This is a genomic window from Methanimicrococcus hongohii (assembly GCF_032594095.1).
In the GTDB taxonomy this organism is placed as follows: Archaea; Halobacteriota; Methanosarcinia; order Methanosarcinales; family Methanosarcinaceae; genus Methanimicrococcus; species Methanimicrococcus hongohii.
This window is the reverse complement of the sequence record NZ_CP131059.1, coordinates 36,181-57,791: the sequence shown is the minus strand read 5'-3', so window position 1 is coordinate 57,791 and position 21,611 is coordinate 36,181. Positions and strand designations below refer to the sequence as shown.

At 40.8% G+C, this 21,611-nt stretch carries 25 protein-coding genes, 1 tRNA gene and 1 pseudogene; 13 read left to right on the top strand and 14 right to left on the bottom strand.

Features of this window, described 5'->3' with window-relative positions; translation table 11 throughout:
* Window positions 1-234: 234 nt before the first annotated feature.
* Window positions 235-489: a hypothetical protein gene (locus MmiHf6_RS00290; protein WP_316557725.1), complete on the bottom strand. Its 255-nt coding sequence runs from the start codon at window positions 487-489 to the stop codon at window positions 235-237.
* A gap of 266 nt (window positions 490-755) precedes the next feature.
* Between MmiHf6_RS00290 and MmiHf6_RS00285 the strand changes: the two genes are divergently transcribed.
* Window positions 756-950, top strand: a tRNA-Trp gene (locus MmiHf6_RS00285).
* Window positions 951-1,201: 251 nt separating this feature from the next.
* On the top strand, window positions 1,202-2,416 hold the full coding sequence (locus tag MmiHf6_RS00280; protein WP_316557724.1) for a Fic family protein: 1,215 nt from the start codon (window positions 1,202-1,204) through the stop codon (window positions 2,414-2,416).
* Window positions 2,417-2,559: 143 nt separating this feature from the next.
* On the opposite strand, the gene MmiHf6_RS00275 is transcribed toward MmiHf6_RS00280, so the two are convergent.
* Entirely contained in the window at window positions 2,560-3,273 is a 714-nt protein-coding gene (locus MmiHf6_RS00275) for a slipin family protein (RefSeq protein ID WP_316557723.1), read from the bottom strand.
* A 178-nt stretch (window positions 3,274-3,451) separates the two neighbouring features.
* Between MmiHf6_RS00275 and MmiHf6_RS00270 the strand changes: the two genes are divergently transcribed.
* The 5 genes from MmiHf6_RS00270 to MmiHf6_RS00250 all read left to right on the top strand — a co-directional run bounded on the left by MmiHf6_RS00270 (window position 3,452) and on the right by MmiHf6_RS00250 (window position 6,287).
* Entirely contained in the window at window positions 3,452-3,982 is a 531-nt protein-coding gene (locus MmiHf6_RS00270; protein ID WP_316557722.1) for a GNAT family N-acetyltransferase, read from the top strand.
* Between the two features lie 57 nt (window positions 3,983-4,039).
* A complete protein-coding gene (locus MmiHf6_RS00265; protein WP_316557721.1) occupies window positions 4,040-4,873 on the top strand; it encodes a class I SAM-dependent methyltransferase in 834 nt (277 codons plus the stop codon).
* Window positions 4,874-5,112: 239 nt separating this feature from the next.
* Window positions 5,113-5,262 (top strand): hypothetical protein, encoded by a 150-nt coding sequence (locus MmiHf6_RS00260; protein ID WP_316557720.1) that lies wholly within the window; start codon window positions 5,113-5,115, stop codon window positions 5,260-5,262.
* A gap of 59 nt (window positions 5,263-5,321) precedes the next feature.
* Window positions 5,322-5,951 (top strand): PH domain-containing protein, encoded by a 630-nt coding sequence (locus MmiHf6_RS00255; RefSeq protein ID WP_316558676.1) that lies wholly within the window; start codon window positions 5,322-5,324, stop codon window positions 5,949-5,951.
* 114 nt (window positions 5,952-6,065) lie between these two features.
* The gene (locus MmiHf6_RS00250; RefSeq protein ID WP_316557719.1) at window positions 6,066-6,287 is read left to right on the top strand and encodes a hypothetical protein; all 222 of its coding nucleotides are present in this window, start codon (window positions 6,066-6,068) and stop codon (window positions 6,285-6,287) included.
* A gap of 109 nt (window positions 6,288-6,396) precedes the next feature.
* On the opposite strand, the gene MmiHf6_RS00245 is transcribed toward MmiHf6_RS00250, so the two are convergent.
* The 4 genes from MmiHf6_RS00245 to MmiHf6_RS00230 all read right to left on the bottom strand — a co-directional run bounded on the left by MmiHf6_RS00245 (window position 6,397) and on the right by MmiHf6_RS00230 (window position 9,969).
* On the bottom strand, window positions 6,397-7,236 hold the full coding sequence (locus tag MmiHf6_RS00245; RefSeq protein ID WP_420891331.1) for a metal ABC transporter permease: 840 nt from the start codon (window positions 7,234-7,236) through the stop codon (window positions 6,397-6,399).
* 8 nt (window positions 7,237-7,244) lie between these two features.
* On the bottom strand, window positions 7,245-8,192 hold the full coding sequence (locus tag MmiHf6_RS00240) for a metal ABC transporter ATP-binding protein (RefSeq protein ID WP_316557717.1): 948 nt from the start codon (window positions 8,190-8,192) through the stop codon (window positions 7,245-7,247).
* Window positions 8,193-8,241: 49 nt separating this feature from the next.
* A complete protein-coding gene (locus MmiHf6_RS00235; protein ID WP_316557716.1) occupies window positions 8,242-9,183 on the bottom strand; it encodes a metal ABC transporter solute-binding protein, Zn/Mn family in 942 nt (313 codons plus the stop codon).
* 300 nt (window positions 9,184-9,483) lie between these two features.
* Window positions 9,484-9,969 (bottom strand): metal-dependent transcriptional regulator, encoded by a 486-nt coding sequence (locus MmiHf6_RS00230; protein ID WP_316557715.1) that lies wholly within the window; start codon window positions 9,967-9,969, stop codon window positions 9,484-9,486.
* Window positions 9,970-10,086: 117 nt separating this feature from the next.
* Between MmiHf6_RS00230 and MmiHf6_RS00225 the strand changes: the two genes are divergently transcribed.
* A complete protein-coding gene (locus MmiHf6_RS00225) occupies window positions 10,087-10,320 on the top strand; it encodes a hypothetical protein (protein WP_316557714.1) in 234 nt (77 codons plus the stop codon).
* Window positions 10,321-10,390: 70 nt separating this feature from the next.
* On the opposite strand, the gene asd is transcribed toward MmiHf6_RS00225, so the two are convergent.
* Window positions 10,391-11,419 (bottom strand): aspartate-semialdehyde dehydrogenase, encoded by a 1,029-nt coding sequence (gene asd, locus MmiHf6_RS00220; protein ID WP_316557713.1) that lies wholly within the window; start codon window positions 11,417-11,419, stop codon window positions 10,391-10,393.
* Window positions 11,420-11,580: 161 nt separating this feature from the next.
* Here asd and MmiHf6_RS00215 point away from each other — a divergent pair, with 161 nt between their 5' ends.
* On the top strand, window positions 11,581-11,742 hold the full coding sequence (locus MmiHf6_RS00215) for a hypothetical protein (protein WP_316557712.1): 162 nt from the start codon (window positions 11,581-11,583) through the stop codon (window positions 11,740-11,742).
* Window positions 11,743-11,930: 188 nt separating this feature from the next.
* On the opposite strand, the gene MmiHf6_RS00210 is transcribed toward MmiHf6_RS00215, so the two are convergent.
* The 7 genes from MmiHf6_RS00210 to MmiHf6_RS00180 form a co-directional block, all read right to left on the bottom strand.
* Complete coding sequence (locus MmiHf6_RS00210) at window positions 11,931-12,107, bottom strand: 4Fe-4S binding protein (RefSeq protein WP_316557711.1); 177 nt, start codon at window positions 12,105-12,107, stop codon at window positions 11,931-11,933.
* 318 nt (window positions 12,108-12,425) lie between these two features.
* Entirely contained in the window at window positions 12,426-12,599 is a 174-nt protein-coding gene (locus MmiHf6_RS00205; RefSeq protein ID WP_316557710.1) for a 4Fe-4S binding protein, read from the bottom strand.
* 405 nt (window positions 12,600-13,004) lie between these two features.
* The gene (locus MmiHf6_RS00200) at window positions 13,005-13,814 is read right to left on the bottom strand and encodes a DUF1638 domain-containing protein (RefSeq protein ID WP_316557709.1); all 810 of its coding nucleotides are present in this window, start codon (window positions 13,812-13,814) and stop codon (window positions 13,005-13,007) included.
* Window positions 13,815-14,115: 301 nt separating this feature from the next.
* Window positions 14,116-14,544, bottom strand: a complete 429-nt coding sequence (locus MmiHf6_RS00195; protein ID WP_316557708.1) for a hypothetical protein — start codon at window positions 14,542-14,544, stop codon at window positions 14,116-14,118.
* Between the two features lie 130 nt (window positions 14,545-14,674).
* Window positions 14,675-15,982: a hemolysin family protein gene (locus MmiHf6_RS00190; RefSeq protein ID WP_316557707.1), complete on the bottom strand. Its 1,308-nt coding sequence runs from the start codon at window positions 15,980-15,982 to the stop codon at window positions 14,675-14,677.
* A 226-nt stretch (window positions 15,983-16,208) separates the two neighbouring features.
* Window positions 16,209-16,505: a hypothetical protein gene (locus MmiHf6_RS00185; protein ID WP_316557706.1), complete on the bottom strand. Its 297-nt coding sequence runs from the start codon at window positions 16,503-16,505 to the stop codon at window positions 16,209-16,211.
* A gap of 179 nt (window positions 16,506-16,684) precedes the next feature.
* A complete protein-coding gene (locus tag MmiHf6_RS00180) occupies window positions 16,685-17,578 on the bottom strand; it encodes a DUF2238 domain-containing protein (RefSeq protein ID WP_316557705.1) in 894 nt (297 codons plus the stop codon).
* Window positions 17,579-17,942: 364 nt separating this feature from the next.
* Here MmiHf6_RS00180 and MmiHf6_RS00175 point away from each other — a divergent pair, with 364 nt between their 5' ends.
* From MmiHf6_RS00175 to MmiHf6_RS00160, 4 genes and pseudogenes are all read left to right on the top strand, one after another.
* Entirely contained in the window at window positions 17,943-18,266 is a 324-nt protein-coding gene (locus tag MmiHf6_RS00175; RefSeq protein ID WP_316557704.1) for a rhodanese-like domain-containing protein, read from the top strand.
* A gap of 209 nt (window positions 18,267-18,475) precedes the next feature.
* Window positions 18,476-18,808: pseudogene (locus tag MmiHf6_RS00170) on the top strand (hypothetical protein); the annotation flags it as partial.
* A 29-nt stretch (window positions 18,809-18,837) separates the two neighbouring features.
* Window positions 18,838-19,137 (top strand): YciI family protein, encoded by a 300-nt coding sequence (locus tag MmiHf6_RS00165; protein WP_316557703.1) that lies wholly within the window; start codon window positions 18,838-18,840, stop codon window positions 19,135-19,137.
* A gap of 211 nt (window positions 19,138-19,348) precedes the next feature.
* On the top strand, window positions 19,349-21,508 hold the full coding sequence (locus MmiHf6_RS00160; RefSeq protein ID WP_316557702.1) for a DHH family phosphoesterase: 2,160 nt from the start codon (window positions 19,349-19,351) through the stop codon (window positions 21,506-21,508).
* Window positions 21,509-21,611 lie beyond the last annotated feature (103 nt).

The window sequence follows — 21,611 nt, the reverse complement described above, 5'->3', positions numbered from 1 at the left end:
TCGCTGCGGTCAGAATTTTGGTAGGGTCTTAATGTAAATGCAACTATGGTAACACCTTTTTTAAATTATTAAGGTGCCGACATCGTTTTTTTGTCGGCGTTATATCTTGATACATATAAAATATCGATATAATCACCCAAACTGTGAAAGCCGTTTTTGATAATTTTGACAATTTGATAATAAAAATGATAAAAAGAAATAATGAAAAAAATTAAAAATGAAATTTAAACGACATCAATCGTTTCTTTTTGACTCGTTTTCATTTTCACTTTTATTTTCGTCTTCAAAGACCGCATCCTGCGCTTCTTTTCGGGCATTTGCATGTTTATTGTGTTCCTGTACATACTGCGTTTGCGCTTCTTTTAAGGACATATATTCGTTTCTTCTTTTCATTAACAGATACACGTTTCTGATAATCATGATTAAGAAAATTAAAATCAAAAGAATTAAAAGCCAGTCCAGCCAATCGAAAGAATCCCAGAATGCCATATTTATTTCCCTCTCCATTTTATTATTTTTTATCTTATGTTTTTTATTTTATGTATTAATTTCCCATTATTCAACATTTTTCGATCAAATTCATCAGCCAAATGCCGATTCCTTAGATACTCATTGATTTTTAAATATTATGACCGTTAAGGCTATATTTAATTATTCTCTTTTAGCAGACGGATTCAAAACATTTATTAATTTTGAATTTCCTATAATGTTTCCTGTTCTCTTTAACGAACAGAAAACAAATCTTAAAACGTGGTGGGGCTGTGGCCTAACCTGGTAGGGCGATGGGCTCCAGCGGATATTTAATGATGAGCAACGGGTCAACCGAGTTTTTTCCGACGGGAAAAAACGATGAGGAACCGTTGGAGCGCTGAAAGTGCTTGAAAGAGTGTCGAAAAAATCGACAATTCGGAGAGACCCGTCGGTTGTGAGTTCAAATCTCACCGGCCCCACGTTTTTTATTTTTATTTCTTTTTGATAATTTCAAATGAAAAGCGGATGCGCTCTTATTTTAGACATTTATTTCAAAAATACGTGTCGGCATCATTGAAAACGAATGAAAAATGGAGCGGCTCGCGCGCGGCGGCAGGCAGGAAGTGAAAGTCAAAAATCACAATAACCGTTTCTTCATACTCAGATAGATTTAATTGCTTTTAGCTTCTATTGTATTTGATTTCGATTCATTAATAGAGTGGTGACAAAAATGCAATCTTTGGAACAAAAATTAAAAAAAGCGGAAGAAAACAATGAAAAATTGCTGTCTTACCGCCCGCTTCCAAAAGAGACGTTAAAATCGCTCAAGGATTATTACCGCGTCGGCCTCACCTATTCCAGCAATGCTCTTGAAGGAAACAGTTTAACCGAATCCGAAACCAAAATCGTTATTGAAGACGGATTGACAATTGACGGGAAACCGCTTCGCGATATTTATGAAGCGGTCGGTCATGCTAAAGCATATGATTATATTTGGGAGCTTGCCTCCCGTAAAATTTTGGAAGAAGAAGACATTCTTTTACTTCACAGATTTTTCTATGAAATGATTGATTCAAAAAACGCGGGAACCTATCGCCAAGTTCCTGTTTTTATCAGCGGAAGTGAATATTCCGTAACACCATTTAAAGAAATCGAAAAAGAAATGAAAGCATTTGTCAAATGGTTCAATCAAACCGAACATAAAATGAATCCGGTCGAATTTGCGGCGCATGTTCACAAAAAATTTGTATTTATTCACCCGTTCATTGACGGCAACGGAAGACTTGCCCGTTTGCTGATGAATTTAAGTCTACTTCGAAATAAATATTCAATTGCCCTCATTCCCGCAATTTTAAGATCTGAATATATCCGTACATTGGAAACCGCTCATATCAATGATGTTCCGTTTAAAGAATTCATTGCCGACAGAGTTATTGAAACGCAAAATGATTTACTGAGACTTTTCAAAACCCAAATGAAACAGGAAACAAAAGCAGATAATGTAAATAGCAAGACAAAACCGAAAAATGAGAATGTTGGCGGTGTAGACAGCAGTCGACATGGCGGTGTAAATGCAGATCATCTCAAAAATGGCGGTGTAGATAACAGCCGACATGGCGACATAAATACAGACAATCCCAAAAGTGGCGGTGTAGACAGCAGTCGGCATGGCGGAGTAAATACAGACAATCCCAAAAGTGGCGGTGTAGATAACAGCCGACATGGCGGAGTAAATACAGAAATTGATGAAACAAATGACACCCATTGTCAATTAGTTTTAGAATGTATTTATGATTCCCCTGGGATAAATACGCCGGGCATTGTCGAAAAACTCAATATCAGTTTGCGTACGACTCAAAGATGTCTTAAAAAATTAGTTGACGGCAATCAAATTGAATTCAGAGGCGCACCAAAAACCGGCGGTTATTATTTGACAGAAATTTGAAGGAAAAATGATGTTTAAAAATGTTTAAAAATAAGAGTATTATTCAAAAACAAAAAGAATAAGAGAAAAAATCTTATTCCTTGAATGTTTTCTTGTAATTTTTGATTATGAACTTTTAATATATCCAATTCTTTTTTTCAATTTTATCTGTTTTGTTTTCTTGCAGCTGTCGCGTTTGCCATTGCAATCATGTCGCCCGTATCAGTCGTGTTTGTCACGACGATCATATTCTTTTCACGCGCGATTTCGGAAAGCGTCTGCAATTCTCTGAGACGGATTGCGACCGGAATTTCATCATACAGCGCGGCAGCATCACGCATTTTTGTTGCGGAAATCTGCTCGCCCTCTGCCAAAATGATTCTGGAGCGCTTCTCTCGTTCGGCTTCGGCCTGCTTTGCGATGGCGCGCAGCATGGAGTCGGGCAGGCTGACGTCGCGAATCGTCACCGCTGACACGCGGATGCCCCAGGGATCTGTATCTCTGTCAAGAAGCTTTTGTAAATCTTCATTCACTTTTTCGCGCTGCGTCAAAACTTCGTCAAGCTCCATTTGTCCTAAAACATCACGAAGCGTCGTTTGAGCGAGCATGGCGGTTGCATATCTGTAATCCTCGACTTCCGTAATCGCCATTTCCGGATCCATCACACGATAATAAACAATCGCGTCAACCGTGATCGTCACGTTGTCTTTTGTAATGATGTCCTGTTTCGGAACGTCGATCGTAACCGTTCTCATGTCAATTTTTTCGGTTTTGTCAAGAAAAGGAGTTGTAAAAAATAAACCCGGACCTTTGACACCGTTTAATCTGCCCAATCTGAAAATGACGACGCGTTCATATTCTTTTACAATGTGTATCATAATTTTACCTCTTAACCTTTAACAGTTCCAACTTTAACAGTTCCAACTTTAACAGCTCCAATTTTAACAGTTGTAATAGTTGTCAGTTGTTTATTCCCCGTTTTTTAAATCAGATTAATATATTAAATAGGTTCACACATTTCTTAAAAAATATATATCGAAACCGCATTTTCAAATTATGATTATCAGACAAGAAACCGAATCGGATTTTTCGCAAATTCACGAATTTGTCAAAACCGCATTTCAGACCGCTTACGTTTCCGGCGGAACGGAACAGGATTACGTCAGCAAATTAAGAACCGGCGGAAATTATATTCCTGAATTGGCTCTTGTCATGGAAGATGAAAACGCCGACAACAAGCTCGTCGGTCACATTATGCTTTCAAAAATTGCAATTCACGGCGTCAAATCGCTTCCGAAAAATATGTTTGAAATTCTGATTCTCGCGCCGGTTGCAATCGCCGAAGACTGTCGGAACAAAGGACTCGGCTCGGATTTGATTCGGGAAAGTTTGAAGCGCGCCAAAACAGAAGGTTATGCCGCCGTCATTCTTGTCGGCGACCCGAAATTTTATGAGCGGCTCGGCTTCATTTCCGCCAAAAATTTCAAAATTCAAAACAAACAAAATATTCCCGATGAAAATGTTTTGATATTGGAACTTTCGCCCGGAATTTTGGACGGAATCGAAGGAACGGTTGATTTTGATTAAGCGATTTGATAAATAAACGATTTTGATTAAAAACGATCAAAATTTGATCAGTTACGGATGATTCACATGAATGACGCCAACCGCGAATGGAACGAACATTACGCCAATCAGTCAAAGATGACAAATTTTCAAACAGGTGCTCAGCGTTTTTCGGTTCAGAAAAACACCGATCAAATGCTTCAAAATCTGATTAGCGGAAATGTGGAGCGCTTCAACGATCAGCTTAATTGCCTGCAATTCCCACCGGAATCAACCATCCTGGACATCGGCGCCGGTCCGGGAACGCTTGCCGTGCCGCTCACCGCTGCCGGCTGCCGCGTCACCGCCGTTGAGCCTGCACCGCCGATGCATGAAGCGATGGCAGAATACAAAAAAATAAAAGGCGTTTCCGCCGATATTCCAATTATTGCGAAAGTTTGGGAAGACGTAAATTTCGATGAGGTCGGGCAATTCGATTATGTTGTTTCTTCTTTTGCGATGTCTGTTCCCGATTTGAAAGAAGCGCTTTTGAAAATGAATGCGGTCGCGCGAAAAGAAGTTCATATTTTTTGGTTTTTGATTGACCCGCCGTGGGGGCGAATCAATGAAGCGCTTTGGACAAAACTTCACAGCGAAGAATATTACGGTCGCCCGACGGCAGATTTGATTTGGAGCGCTTTGTATCAAACAGGAATTTATGCGAATTTAGAAGTTTTGCCGCTTTGCGACTCTCATTTTTATGAAACATTCGAAGAAGTTTTGGAGGAATATGCGGACAGATTGGCGGCAAAAGAAGATTGGCAGATTGAGATTGTTGAAGATTATCTGAAGCGGACATTTAAGGAAACTCCGGGAAAAGGTTTTGGTTTGCCCGAAGACGGATTGTATGTACATATTTGGTGGAAGAAATAAGGATAAAAATCTTTCAAAAATCTACTAAATTTGTCAAAATTTTCAAAAAAATATTTATTTTCAAATCGACTGTTAAATGTTTTTAAAACGGAAATGATTTATTTATACAATGAAACCGACATCGGATTATCGGCAAATGCCTGTCATTCAAATATAAACATTTCGTTTTTAAAAAAATCGGAATCTATTAAGACTACCAAGTGATTCAGCCATTATTCAAATAAAGGAGGCTCAGGAAAATGGCAACGTCATCATTAACAGATATTATTATTGTCAAAGATAAAAAAGCAATTAAAACACTTGAAAAGATCATGTTCTCATCCGAACCTCACAATGATATTGAGGTGGATGTTTTTGGAGAAATGCGCAGATGCGAAGAACTCTTCTGAATCTCCATTGTTTTCTTTTTCAGCAAAAATACTTATCTTTGAGTTGTCGTAATTTGTTTATGATACCTTTTAAAGAAGATTTCAAACCGTCAACAAATTACAAACCTTATTTGTTGATTTACACCGTTTTTACAACGATCATTATCGCCGTCTTTACACTCGGCTGGCTCATTTTTCCGTTTATGTTTACAGGATCCGTCGCGATTGCCGCAGGACTCTTTATTTTCATCCTGCTGATTCTGATCGTTGTGGTTTTCGTTTGGGTTCAGCTTTATTACAAATCCATTGTTTACCATTTAAACGACACTGAAATGACATGGAAGCGCGGCGTTTGGTTTAGAAAAACCGGAATCGTCCCTTACAACAGAATTACAAATATTGACATTTCTCAGGGTCCGGTCATGCGCCTCTTTAAGATTTCAAATCTTCAAATCCAAACCGCCGGAAATTCGGGCGGTAAAGCCGGTTCTGAAATTTCAATCATCGGCATGGAAGATGCCGAGCCGCTTCGCGCATTTATCATGGATTTTGTCAGAGGAACGGCGCCTGTAACGGCTGTCACGGGCGGCGAAGAAACGCCTGCAGCATCAGCTGCCGCACAAACTTCTTTTTCAGCACAATCTCAGGAAATGGAACGATTGATTTCAGAAGTTTCCGAAATCCGAAAATTGCTTGAAGAACGAAAATGAACGAACTCTTGAGTTCGTTTTTCTTCATTTCTTCTTTTTTACATTTCATTTTTTAGTTTTCTTTTTTAGTTTTCTTTTTTAGTTTTCATATTATTTCTGAACACGGCTTGCCGTTTGGCAACCGCCTCGACGCGCGCGACTTGCCCCGTTTTTCAAAATTTTTCAAATAAATCACTCACGGTTTTTCAAAAATTAAAGAAAGCGGTGTTTGTTTCCGACGGGAGGGAGGTGTTTGTTTCCGACGGGAGGGAGGTGTTTGTTTCCGACGGGAGGGAGGTGTTTGTTTCCGACGGGAGGGAGGTGTTTGTTTCCGACGGGAGGGAGGTGTTTGCTTAAAATCGCTTCGCGATTTTACGGCTTCGCCGCAATACAAAAAAGAAAATAAAAATAAAAATGAAGAAACAGATTTGAAAACGATTTGAAACGATTTCAACATTCAAAACAATTAATCAAAATCAGCATCCACATTCTTTCTTTGAATTCTTTTCCAAATTTCGCTCACGCCGACGATGAACAAATAAACAACGCTCATCACCAAAATGATCGTGGCGCCCGACGGCAAATCAAACTGATATGACAAAGCCAGACCGGCCAAACTCAGAACAGCGCCGATCACACTTGAATAAACCATCATCGTCTTCATATTATGCGAAAACTTGCGGCTGATAGATGCCGGAATCGAAAGCATCGCAATAATCAATATAATGCCGACAACTTTGATCATCGCAACCGTTGCAAGCGCGAGCAGGCAAAGGAGCAGCAAATAAATTTTGTCCGCGGAAACGCCGACGACGCGCGTATATTCCTCATCAAAGCACATGGAAAGGAATTCTTTAAAGAACAAAACGACAACGATCAAAATGATAATGTCGATCGCAACCATGAGCCAAATATCGGAAGCCGGAACAGTCAAGATATTTCCGAACAAATAAGTCATCAAATCAGGCGCGTAGCCGGGCGTCAGATAAATGAGAATGACACCGATTGCAACGCCGAGCGACCATAAAATGCCGATTGCGGAGTCTTCGGAAACTTTTGTTTTTTTACTCAAAAAACCGAGCGCACCCGCCGACAAAATGCTGAACGGCAAAAGCCCGAGCAGCGGATTGAGACCGAGATAAAAACTGAGGCCGATGCCGCCAAAACAAGCGTGAGAGATACCGCCGGCAATGAAAACAATCTTTTTCGTCACAACATAAACGCCGATGACACCGCAGGCAATGGAAGTTAAAATCGTTGCCAAAATCGCGCGCTGAATAAATGTGTATTGAAGAGCGTCAAAAATTTCCAGCATTATTTCGCCTCCGCTTCATCATTATTTTCATCACTGTTTTTTTCATTACTGTTTATTTCATCACTGTTTTTTTCATTATTATTTTCATCAGATTCAGACAGGCTGCTCGGGCTGCTCGGACTGCCGCCGACACCGCAGCCGCAAACACTGCCGTCTGCGCCGTGCGCGTAAGGATGCGTGTCCAGAACGCGGTGAGGCGCCCCGTGCGCGATCAAATCAATCGAACAGCCGTAAGCGGAAATGAAATCTTCGCGCGACATTTCTTTCGTGTCGTGGAAATAGAGGCGGCGGTTCATACAAGCGATTTTATCCATATGGGCAGAAACTGCGCCGACATCATGACTGATAACGAGAATAGCCATTTTCGCTTTCAATTCCTCTAAAATGCGGTAGAGCTCATCCTGCATAAACGTATCCAACCCGGTATTCGGCTCATCCATCAGCAAGAATTTCGGATCGTTTGAAAGCGCGCGCGCGATGAAAACACGCTGGCGCTGACCGCCTGAAAGTTCGCCGATCTGCGCGTCTTTGTATTCCGTCATTCCGACAGTTTCAAGCGCCTGCATTGCGGCGGCTTTATCTGTTTTCGAATATCGGCGGAACAACCCCGCGCGTTTGAGGCGTCCCGTTAAAACGACTTCAAGAACGCTGATCGGGAAATCATAATCATATTTGCTGTACTGCGGAACGTAGCCGATATACGGTCTTGCTTTTTCGGGCGGCAAACCGAAGACGGAAATCTCCCCTTTTGAAATCGGAATCAAACCAAGAATCGCTTTCAAAAAAGTCGTTTTTCCGCCGCCGTTGGGACCGATGATTGCAAGAATTTCGCCCGGACCGTCAATTCGAAGCGAAACATCTTCAAGCGCGGTGTGTGATCCGTATCGGACCCAAAGGTGCTTCACATCTAAAACGGGCGCGTTCGGATCAATTTCTTCTGCATGCATTCAATAAAATCTCCAATAAAATATCAGGTTGGTTTCTCCGAGCCTCAATTTAAGACATTTTTTCGGCCAAAACTTGACCGACATATCTCATATTTTCAACATAATTTTTCGCGAGCGGATCGATTATGTAAACTTCGCCGCCGAATCCTTCGGCAATTGCGGTCGCGCCTGTTATGCTGACCTGCTCCTGAACAAAAATAACGGATATATTATTTTCCTTGGCAATGTTGATGAATTTTGTAATGTCTTTGGGCGCCGGTTCTTTGCCGTCAACTTCAACGGAAATTTGCGTTAAATTGTAATCGCGGGCGAAATATCCCCAAGCGGGGTGATAAACCATGAAATTGCGGGAACTCAAATCGGAAAGTTCTGTCGTCAATTCAGCGTCGAACGCTTCAAGTTCTTCAATGTAAGCGTCGGCGTTGGCGCGGTAATAAGATTCATTGGCAGGATCAATTGCTGCAAGTCCTTTGTATGTGTTTTCAACCATGATGATCGCGCATTTCGGAGATGTCCAGATGTGCGGGTCGGTGGAGCTGCCGCTTTGAATCAGCGTGATGCCGTCGGATGAGTTGATGACGGTCATGTTTTGGTTCATTTCGATGAATGTTTTCATGTTGTTCGTTTCAAAAGGCTCATCCGATCCGAGCTGCATGTAAAGGTCGGCTTTGGATAAATCTTCCAATTGACGCGGAGACGGATCGTAAGTGTGGCCGGCACCTGCCGGAATCATGGAAATGGCAATCACATTGTCGCCGCCGACTTTTTCAATAAATTCGGTTTGCGGAACAACGCTTGCGGCAACCAGTATTTTGCTGCCGTTTAAAACAGAATTCAGAGATTCGTTGTCAAGCGGATCGTAAGTGGCGTTCGGGTCGCCGTGATCATGGTCATGGCCGTCAGAGTCAAGACAGCCGGAAAAAGAAACGGCGGCAATCAATAAAACAGTAAGAACGACTGTAAGGAGGAGAATTGATTTTTTTGATTTCATATTGTATCTCTTTTTGAAATGATAAAGTAATTTGAAAGATAAGTTGAAAGTTGATTTGAAAGTTGATTTGAAAGATAAATCGAAAGATGGTTTGAAAATAATTTTGAATTTTTTAATTTCTTTGAAGAAAATTAATTTCTTGATATTTCTTTGAAATTTTTGAAATCTTTTAATTTGTAAAATTTGGTCATTCCCCCAGAATTTTGGCACTATACCAAAAATTTAGTTTGAAATGACCTTTCCTTTGATAACAAGAATCAAAAAGAATGTTTTATATCGCCGATAAATCCAAAACCGGCGTTAAAGTTTTTTTATGATATTGGGATGCTTTTCATGAAAACACGAATCATGATTGATTTGGCGCGCTTCATTTGATTTGACGCAGCATGAAATTGTCGGATGCCCCATTGAAGAACACATTCTGTCAATCGCCTTTTTGGAAACGAATGTTTCGATACGCGATGTTTCGCCGCAGGATTCCTCAGGCGTTAAACCGTAATGTGAAAACATCAAACTGAGAATCTGATGACGTTTTAAACAAAATTCGGCGTAAGTTTTTCCGAAATTCGTCAATTTGACGCCGCGGTAAGGAATATGATCGATAAATCCTTCTTCGGCAAGCTCAGCGACTAATTTAGTCACCGTCGACGGATCAACTTCAAATTCTTCCGAAATTTCAGTTGTCCGAACCGTCGTGTTTTTTTCCAGCAGAAATTTGAGGTAAGAAACCTTGCGCGGACTCAGTTCAAGCCCCGTGATTTCTTCGTTTTTATTGTTTTCAGTCATTGAAATGAAAATGTGTATTCAGATTTATAAATATGTCGGAAAATTTGGCATCGCGCCAAAAATCAAAATTTGTTTAAAAAATCTAAAAATAATTTATAATTTAGCAGTTGGAGAAAGGTGTTTGTTTACAGTGAGAGGGAGGTGTTTGTTTGCAGCGGGAGTCAGGTTTGCGTTTGCAGCGGGAGTCAGGTTTGCGTTTGCAGCGGGAGTCAGGTTTGCGTTTGCAGCGGGAGTCAGGTTTGCGTTTGCAGCGGGAGTCAGGTTTGCGTTTGCAGCGGCAAGCCGCCGCCGCGCGCAAACTGCACCAATCTTAAAAAAATCGAAAACCGTACCCCATTTTTACAAAAATAAATAAAAACGAATGAAGAAAATCAAAAAATGAAAAGAAAAAATTGAAAGAAAAAAATGAAAAAAGATACGCTTAAAGGTATCCTTTTTCTTTGAGAAGCTCTGCGTTCAAAACGCTTGCGCCTGCCGCGCCGCGAACGGTGTTGTGACCGAGCGCGACATAACGGATGCCTTCCCTGATCCTGCCGACAGAGACGCTCATGCCTTTGCCCATGTCGCGGTCCAATCTCGGCTGCGGTCTGTCGGGTTCGTCGCGAACGATAATCGGATGCTTCGGTTCGGTCGGAAGATGTGAAAGTCCCGGGTCGAACTTGAGGAACGCGTCGCGGACAGCATCAGGTTTCGGGTTCTTTGCAAGCGTTGCCCAAATCGCTTCGGTGTGACCGTCAATGACGGGAACGCGGTTGCAGGACGCGCTGACCTTAAAGGGAGCGTTTTTAACTTTCGCGCCGTCAAAGTCGCCGAAAATCTTCAGCGTTTCAGTTTCGATTTTTTCTTCTTCGCCGCCGATGTACGGCACAATATTGTCATAAATAGACATCGCGTAAACGCCGTTGTAGCCGGCGCCTGAAATTGCCTGCATCGTCGCGACATTGATGGATTCGATGCCGAATTCAAGAAGCGGTTTTAAGGTAACTGCCATCACAATGGTCGAACAATTCGGATTGGTAATGATGCAGCCGTCCCAGTTTCTGTTCTTCTTTTGAACATCGATCAAATCTAAATGATCGGGATTTACTTCCGGAATCGCAAGCGGAATGTCTTCTTCCATTCGAAAAGACGCGGCGTTGCTGGCGACAACAAATCCTTCTTTTGCAAAAGCCGGCTCAATCGTCATTGCAAGATCTGCAGGAAGCGCGGAAAAAACGATGTCGGCGTCAATATTTTTCGGGTCGATTGCAACAACTTCAATATCTTCGACAGATTCGGGGATTTCCGTGCCGAGTTTCCAGTCGGCCACCTCGCCGTATTTTTTGCCGGCGCTTCGCTCAGATGCCGCGAGCGCTGAAATCTCAAACCACGGGTGGTTGTCCAATGCCTGAATAAAACGCTGACCGACGTTGCCGGTTGCGCCTAAAACACCAACTTTAATCTTTGCCATTTAAGAACCTCTCGGAAAACTCAATTGAAAAATACGATACATCTCTCGCATATCGCATAAATACCGATAGTTAAATTGTCGGGATTATTAATGCTTTCGCTGAAAAAGCCAAAACGTGAAGAAAGGGCTGAAAACGGGATACCGGATATTTGAAAAATAATTTGTTTGCATTTGCGCTTGTATTTGCGTTGCTGCTGCCCATCGGGTTTGTGTTTTTATTTGTGTTTGCTGCTGCCGCAGTTGCCGCTGTCGCTGTCGCCGCCGCGTGCGAGTCGCATCATTTTAAAAAAGAATCAAGACGGGATTGCATTTTTCCAAAATAATCAAATGAGAGCTCCATTTTTAAAAATAATCGAAAAAAGATTCGCGTTTAAAAAATAAAAACGAAAAGAAGAGACGAAGAATAATAGATAATAGATAGATAATAAGAAGAATAAATGAAAAATAAAATGAAAATAATGTAAAAGAAGTAAAATTTTAAAGTTGATTCAATAATGAATCAGCTTTGAAATCAGCTTTCAGCGATTGCTTCTGCCGGGCAGGCGGAAATGCAGGCGCCGCAGTCTGTGCATGCATTTTTGTCAATGACGGAAATGCCTGCATCGTCTAAGGTAATTGCGCCCGAGGGGCAGTCATCTACACAAATACCGCAACCGGTACATTCTGTTCTGTTAACAACGGGTAACATAGTATAATCCTCCAAATAAACTTGAAATTAGATTTGAAATTCTTGAAAATCGTTTTTTTCAATTTTCGTTTTTATCGTTTGTTCTCAAACTCTTAAGAACAAGTAATTCTTAATATGTGAAAATAGTATATAAATCCCTTTGCAAAAATGTATCGGTCGGCTCGATTTTTTGCGTTTGAATGAAAAAAAAGTGATTCAGCAAAAAATATTTGTTACGACAAAAAGAAAAAGGAAAGTAAAAAAGGCTTTCCCTGTCATGATTTACAAATGAATCGAATTCCGGATGGAATTCATAATGAATTCAAAAATTATATGATTTTACAATGTAATGGCCACAACGGGACAGACATCAACGCAAGCGCCGCATTCAACGCATAAGTCGGGGTCTACTGTGGAAATGCCTTCCGCGTCAAAACTGAGCGCTTCAGACGGACACTCGTCAATACAAAGACCGCAGCCGGTACATTCATCTCTGTCAATTACTACTGCCATGGATTTTCCTCCAAAATATGTGATTTTTTTAATTAATGTATAATCCAAAGTTTTGAAATCGTTTTTTTGTTTTTTATTTTGTTTTTATTTTGGTTGTGTTTTTGTTTTAATTTTAACGACGATTATTAAAACAGATATTTTTCGATTAAATTTGAATGGAATCTGTCATCGATTTTTTTAATCGTTGAAATCGCAACCATTATTATAAAAGTATACTGTTTATGATTATATATCTTTTGAGATGTCATGAATTATATTGAAATGAGAATTAAAACAAAACACAACCAAAACAAAATACAAAATCAGAATTAAAATAAGAATTAAAATAAAAATTTAAAATAAGAATTAATGCGAGATGACATCGTTTTTATGAAAAAAGGAGACGAGCTTCCAAATTTAAAAATTTTAAATGTTTAATTTAAGTTTTAATTCATTGAAACAATTTTCAAAGATTGTTTGACTGCCGCCTTCAAGTTCAATAACTTTTAAATTGTAAAGATCCGCGACATTTTGAATATTTTCATCAAAATTTTCAGTATATTCCAAACCCGTGTGAAGTTTTGCGACATATTGGTAATTCGCGCCGTCGAGCATCATTTTATTCATATCATAAATTTGTTCATCGGTGAACATCCCTTCCGGATACATAAAAAAATCGGCGAGCGGAGAACAAGAAAACATCGGTGTATAAATCAAAGTTCCGACACCTTTGAAACTTTTAAGCAAATTCAAATATTGCGTGCGCCCGCCGAGAGTGGCGCCGACACAATCGTCTACAACTGAACCATTTGCTTCTTTCAGTATGACAACAGGAAGAATGTCTTTGAAGTCTTCTTCAGCATTTCCCAAAACATTTCCGCAAAGACCGTACATTAAAAAGATACCGTTGACTTTCGGTGCGAACTGTTCCAAATTCTCATAAATATTTTCTTTAAGTTTTTTAGGAATAGAATGCAAACCGAGTTCGACATTCCATATGATAACAGAATAACTGTCATCGGCGTTTTTTCCCGTTTCCGGCGGTTGTGCATCGGGAAGAGAATGAATTGACGGAACTGTTTTGTATTGGCGGCCGATTTTGTTTAATTTCTGCAAAAACTCTTCCTGTACACCATTTTCAATGACAGTAATCTCTTTTATTTCCGGATGAGTCTCAATTAAATACAGTATTTCATCTTGCAATATTTTACAATTTAAAATTCCGATTGTTTTCATCAGATAACACCGCCGAATGAATGTGAATCGAATTATTTTGATTTTAATTATTTGTAAAACGGTTTCATTTCAATATCAATTGTATAAACGGTTGGTAAATACAAAAACATTTCTATTTAAATACTTCTGATTAAATAAAAAAGAACGTTGAAGTTGAATCTCTGTACCTAAAATTAAAATTAAAATTAAAATTAAATGTAAATTAAATGTAAATTAAATGTAAATTAAATGTAAATTAAATGAAAAATAAAAATTAAATGTAAATTAAAAACAAGATTATATTCATTTTTATGGATAATATTCATTTTTTATCATTGACAATAAAATCAAAACGCTTTCCTGTATCCAAATTCAATCCGACAGAAAAGAAGCAAACACCGCCGCCTTCAACGTAAACGCGATGTGTTTTCCAATCACCGACGGGACGGCAGAACAAATTGATCCAAAGACAGCGATCGCCTTTTTCATTCAAAAACGGAATATATTGGCGGTAATAACGCTCAAGCTCGATAAAAAGATCCGTCTGCGCCCAATCCGACGCGGGATTTTCCGCCATGAATGTCACAAATTCATCCGTTCGCTTTTCATTATATACAGCAACCGCTTTTTCAAGCAGTTTTTCGGCGGCTTCAATTTCACCTTTTTCAGCGGCTCTTGATTCTGACATTTCCCGGTATTGTTCGGGAAGTTCGGAAAACGGAAGCAGAGCGTATTTTGAATCGGAAATCATAAATTCACCATTCTAAAATTCACCATTCAAGAATTCATCATTCAGGATTTCGGCAATTATTGTTCATTTGACAATTATTGTTCATTCATGAATCGTTGTTCATTCGACAATCGTTTCAATCTCTGTTTGTTTATTCAACGAGCGGCGCCGAAAGACCTTTTTCGGTCATCAGCACTTTATCAATGCGGGCCGAATCCATATCTACCACTTCAAGTTCGAAATGAAGCCAATCGAATTTGTCGCCGGCGCTCGGGATTTTGCCGAGTTTGTCCAGCATCATACCGCTGAGCGTGTTGTAATCGTATTCGTTTCTGAAATCCAAAAGATCAAAATATTCAAGAAAATCATAAAACGGATACTGACCGTCAATCAGCCACGAATCCGGCGTTCTTTGAACGATTTCATATTCTTCATGAGACGAAGGCGGGCGCGTGGCTGCGTCGCCGACAAGCGCTTCAAAAATATCATTCAGCGTCACAAGACCGAGGATGCTTCCGAATTCATCCGTGATGATTGCATACTGGTTTTGAGCCGTTCTGAAATTTTCCAAAACGGATAAAATCGTCATATTTTCAGGCAAAAAGTTGACGGACTGCATGACGTGTTCAATGCTGAAATCACTGTCATTTATTTCGACGGCCAATTTTTTTACGGGCAAAACACCGATGATATTGTCAATGCCGCCGTCAGTCACGGGATAAACGGAAAAAGGCGTTTCTTTGATTGTTTTCAAAACATCTTCCTGTGATGCCGACACTTCAATTGAAACAATATCATTTTTATGCGTAATCAGCGAACTGATTTTGCGGTCATCCAAGCTGAAAATGCGTTCCACCAAATCCTGTTCGGTTTCGTCGATCGCGCCGCCGTCGATTCCTTCCTGAACGATGGCGATGACATCTTCTTCGGTTGTTGCCGGCTCATATGGTTTGATGCCGAGGATTTTGCCGGCAAAATTTGCCGAGCCGTTAACAAACCATGCGGCGGGAGACAAAATAATTGAGATAAAGTTCATCGGTCTTGAAATCAAGCTTGCGATGAATTCCGGGCGCGAATGTCCGATTTTCTTCGGAATCAATTCCCCGAGAACGATTAAGAAGTAAGTCACGATCAAAACGACGATTAAAATCGCGAGCGGAAGTGCGTACGGCTCAAGGATTTCAATATTTGAAAGAATCGCGGCCAAGTCGCCCGAGAGCGTTATGCCGGAGTAAATCCCTAAGAAGACGCCGATTGTTGTGATGCCGATTTGAACAGCCGCTAAAAAGCGTGACGGTTTTTCGGCAAGCTCGTATGCTTTTTGGGCGCCGGATTTCCCGTTTTTAGCAGCGCTTTTCAAACGTGATTTGCGCGAAGATGTGATTGCGACTTCCGACATGGACAGAAGCCCGTTGATCAATATCAAAATGAGAATGACAATAAGTTCAGTATAGGCCATAATGAATCAAACCGATTCCTTTCTTTTTGTTCGGCTTTAGTCTTAAACCTTTCTTATTTTATTTTAAAATGTACATTTAATTATGGATTTTGATTTTAAATGAGTTATTATAATTTTTGGATTATTTCGATCTGTTTTTGAATTCGGCTGGTTTTTTGATTTTTAAAAAAATGCACTTCCTTTTTCTTCTTTTTTTAAAAAATGAAACTCCCGCTTTTGATTGTTTTTAAAAACTTGTGCGGCTCGCGCGGGCGGCGGGCAGTTGCCTGCCGGCGAAAGCCTGCCGGCAGCAGCAAGCGGAAACCCGACTCCAACCGGAAACCGAAAACCTGACTCCAAGCGGAAACCGAAAACCTGACTCCAAGCGGAAACCGAAAACCTGACTCCAAACGGAAACAGAAAACCTGACTCCAAGCAGAAACAGAAAACCTGACTCCAAGCGGAAACCGAAAACCTGACTCCAAGCGGGAACCGAAAACCTGACTCCAAGCGGAAACAAAAACCTGACCCCAAGCGGAAACAAAAACCCGACTCCAATCGGAAATAAAAAAAGAAAAAAATCAAAAAAGAAAACACAAAGAGAAATACAAAAAAGAAGAAAAGAGAAAATGATTAAAATAATGAAAAATGATTCATCCGCTCAAAAATTGTGTATTTTTCATTGAACGTAAGTTTTTAATTTTCATTATTTTTTTATTGTTTTCATTTTTCTATTTTGTCCCCTTCATTGCCGTTTTTATCATTTTCACCCGCTGTTTTTGTCTGCAATTTTTGTTTTGTAATTTTTTTGTTGTTTTTCGCGATTCTGTATGAGCTTCTCTTGGAATCGTTTTCATCTTCATTGACGATCATTTTTTTAGCCCTCATAAAAGGCCTTCCGTTTGAGAGATAGAAATAACCGACAACCGAAACGATCAAAGCGCCGATTGCATCCACCATTAAATCTTCCATTGTGTCAATAATCGCCGCGCTCTGGTATGCGGGATTTCCGGTTAAATAAGAAGCGGCATCTTCATCCCAGCATTGCATTGTTGTTCCGAAAATCCAGTCCATCAGATATTCAACGATTTCCCAAATCGCGCCGCCGGCAACTGCAAAAGTGAATGAGAAAAGCGCGACATAAAAAGGGTTCAAATCCAAATGCGCTTTTTTAGAATCATTCAACGCAGATGTCAAAGCAAACGCGATCAAACCTAAAATGATACCGGAAATGGTGTGCAGCATCGTGTCCCACCAAGCGAAGCGGTCAAAGAAACTGAACGCCTGTCCGAGAAAAGAGCCGGCAAAAATGAAAACTGAAATCACAACGATAAGGCGCGGATCAACGACAAAGCCCATTCTTCTTTGAATCAGTCCGGGAAGCGACATGTAAACTAAAGTCATGATGGTGAAGAAGAAGAAATAGATATTTTCCTGCAAAATATTATCTAATGTCACGCCGTCTTCGAGACCGGTAAACACATTCCACGCAATCAAAGCAATACTTGAAAACAATACGAATAAAACGAAATAACGAAGATATTTTGAAATCCTCGGCTCGACAAGTTCTGCATATTCATCAGAATCTTGCGAATGATCCTCTTTTTTCTTTCCCATGCCTGCACCTGTTAAAGATTATTAAATTTTTAAACAAATGAACAAATTAAACAAATGAACAAATTAAACGAATAATAAACATTGAACGAATTAAACAAATTTAAACCGATTAGACGAAATAAACATTGGACGAATGAATGAATTTAAGCAAATAAGATTAAAACTGTAAATACTCATTATAATCCTGTTTCATGATATAAATGTCTTAAGACGATTCATTCAAAAATATAAGATTGATGTAATAATAAAAGATCCATATAAACGCTTTTATAAATAACATGAATTATATAAATTGAAACTGATTTCAAATTACTTTAATTTATTTAAAAATGTTTCAAAATTTCAACAGTCGGAGGAAAATAATATGAGTTACAAAAGAGAATCGCCCGAAAACATTCAAAAAATCATTGCCGAAAAAGACGTGAATCTCGCCGATGTCCGATCTTCACAGGAACGCGCATCGGACGGATACATCACAGGATCGGTTTTAATTGATCTTCGCAGTCCCGATTTTGATCAAAAATTAAACGCGCTTGACAAAGACAAAACGCTTGTTCTGTATTGTCATGCCGGCAACCGCTCGGCAACCGCGGCTCAAAAAGCCGTTGATGCCGGATTCAAAGATGTTTATATGATTGAAGGCGGCATTACGGGTTGGAAATCTCACGGATTGCCGGTTGAGAAATAATTCGTTTTTCTTTTTTCACCCTTTTTCTTTTTATTTTCTTTTCTTTTTATTTTTTATCTCCTAAAAAAATACTTATCTCTGAATGCTGTTATTAATTTATGATTCTGTTTTGGTTCAGCTTTATTACAAATCCATTGTTTGCCATTTGAATGAAACTGAAATGACATAGAAGTGCGGCGTCCGGTTCAGAAAAACAGGAATCGTTCCCTACAACAGAATTACAAACATCAATAATTTCTCAAGGTCCGGTCATGCGCCTCATTAAGATTTCAAATCTTCAGATTCAAACCGCCGGAAATTCGGGCGGTAAAGTCGGTTCCGAAATTTCAATCATCGGTATGGAAGATGCCGAGCCCCTTCGTGCATTTATCATGGATTTTGTCAGAGGAACGGCGCCTGTAACGGCTGTCACGGGCGGCGAAGAAACGGTTGGCGTTGCTGTAAATTTTGCAGAAGCTGCCAATCATAGTGCTGAAATGGAAACGCTGATTTCCGAAGTTTCCGCAATTCGAAAACTGCTTGAAGAACAGAAAAATAATTGAATAATTTCACCGAAGCAGGAGATGAAAAATTGGATCAATGTCTGTACGTTATGTTTATAGAAAAAGGAAAAACATACAACAAGCTTACCAAAGCGATGGTTGAAAAACACGTTGAGAACATAAAAAATTTAGACAATGCCGGAAAATTGGACCGCTGCGGCGTATTCAAAGGATACCCCGGCGTTGCCGGCATGCTCATTCTCAAAACTCAAAGTTATGAAGACGCCGAAGAAATCTGCAAATCGGAACCGCTTGTCGCTGAAGGTTACGCAACATACAAACTTTATGCTTTGCAGGTTGCGGATAAGGAGAACAATTATTTGCTGTAATGGCAATCGGCAGCTGACGCTGCCGCGCGCGACCCGCTCCATTTTTATTTTTGTTTTCAAATTCCCATCCTTATTTTTCTAATTTTCATTTTCAAATCCTCTCTCCAATGTTTTTATTTCATTTTCAAATCCACTCTCATTTTTTGTTTTTGAAAATCTTTTGCAATACTTTATATTCTAAAATCCGTTTTTTAGTTCCAAGTGAAAAATTATGAGTGAAAAATGTCCCAACTGTTACGGTCAAGGCTATAATATTACCGAGACCGGCCCGTGCCCGAAATGCAGCGGCGTCGTCGGCGCGGCAAAGCCTAAATCCATCAATTTGATGGAACTTTCCGAAAAAAATCTCGACTCTTTCGTAAGCGGCGTCTGTGACGTCTGCGGCGGAACCGGAATTTACGAGAAAAAGGAAAAATGCGAAGAATGCCGCGGAAAAGGCGAAACCTACAACTGTACACGCTGCGGAAAACAAATTCCGTATCTGAACAACAACGGCGAAGAAATCTGCAACGCTTGCGCCTCTTCCGGATGCGTTCACAAACTTGACAACTCCTGCGATTACAACGATTTGACAAGCGGCAAGCTTTATATCGGCTGCGTTGACGGCGTTGTTGAAAATCTCGGCGCGTTCGTCAAACTCAACGACGGCATCAAAGGTCTTCTGCATGAGAAAAATTTCGATTCGGCCTGCTCATCGATGACGAAAGGCGATGAAATTATTATTCAAATCAAAAACATCAACCGCTCCGGCCGCGATGTCAAATTGGATTTGGTTCCCAAGCGCCTCAGCAAATACGAATTAATTGAAGTCGAAAAAGAATTCCCGCTCACATCCGTCGCTGATATGACTCAAAAAGACAACGGCAAAACCGTCAAATTTGCCGGCGAAGTGCTTCAGGTCAAACAAACCGGCGGACCGACGATTTTTACAATTTCCGATGAAACCGGACAAGTCCCTTGCGCCGGATTTTCAACAGCAGGACAACGATCATACCCCGAAATTGATGCAGGCATGGCCGTTTCCGCCGTCGGCGAAATCAACATTCGCGACGGTGCGATCCAAATCGAATTATTAAGTTTAAAACCGCTCGCAGAAGATGAAGCGGCGGAATTAATTCAAAAAATTGAAGCAGCCGTTGACAAACGCGCCGAAGCATATGATATTCCGTTCCTTGTTGAAAGCGAAATTTTGGAAAAACTGAAGCCGGCAATGCTTCAGGCGGCCAAAGAAATAAGAAAAGCAATTTTCAGGTCCCGCCCGATCATCCTTCGTCATCACGCTGACGCCGACGGCATTACATCAGCCATTGCAATCGAACGCGCAATTCTGCCGCTTATTCGCGAAGCCGGCGGACCCGATGCCGAACACCGCGCTTACAGACGATCGCCCTCAAAAGCGCCGTTTTACGAATTGATGGACGTTGTCAAAGACGTTTCTTACGCCGTTGAAGATGAAATCCGATTCGGGCAGCCGATGCCGCTCATTGTGATGGTGGACAACGGCTCGACAGATGAAGATGTTCCGGCATACAAACACACGCAAGTGTACGGAATGGACGTGGTTGTCATCGATCACCACCATCCGCATGAGTCGGCAGACGAATATCTGATCGCGCACGTTAATCCGTATCACGTCGGCGGCGACTTCGGTTTGACGGCCGGTATGCTTTGTGTTGAAACCGCCCGCATGATCCGCCCCGAAGTGAGCGACGAGATCATTCATTTGGCAGCCGTTGCAGGTGTGGGCGACCGCGCCGACTCCCCCGAGTGCGTTCAGTATATCAATATGGTGGCTGACAAATATCCGCTTGAAGAACTCAAAAAGATGGCATTGTCACTCGATTATGAACAATACTGGCTTAAATTCGGCGCCGGTGTCGGAATCGTGGATGACATTTTAGACTTGCGTGATCACGAAACACATACCCGTCTCATCAATATGCTCACAGAGCAGGCGAACAGCATGATCCAAGGTCAGCTTGAAGTGTGTCTTCCGAATGTCAAAATGACGGAACTCAAGAGCGGCGCAATTCTCAACACAATCGACGTTGAAAAATTCGCCCACAAATTCACGTTCCCGCCGCCCGGAAAAACGTCGGGCGAAATCCACGATATTATGTGCAATCAGAAATATATTGACAAACCGGTGATTACGCTCGGTCTCGGCCCCGATTTCGCAGTTATCCGCTCCAAAAAAGTGCTGATGAATATTCCGCAGATCGTCAGAGAACTGCGCGAAGAATTGATCGGCAGCGGTGTGAACGGCGGCGGCCACTTGGTTGTCGGCAGCATCAAGTTCGTGGAAGGTGCAGCAGATGTCGTGATTCCGAGATTGATTGAAAAATTAGCGGAAGCGGATGTTGAAAAATAATCACATCGCTTCATCTTTTTTATTTTTTGTTTTTAAAAACTGAGTGTATCAGTTTCATTTTTTTGTAAAAACGATCTGTCGATTTCTTTTTTTTGTTTTTAAA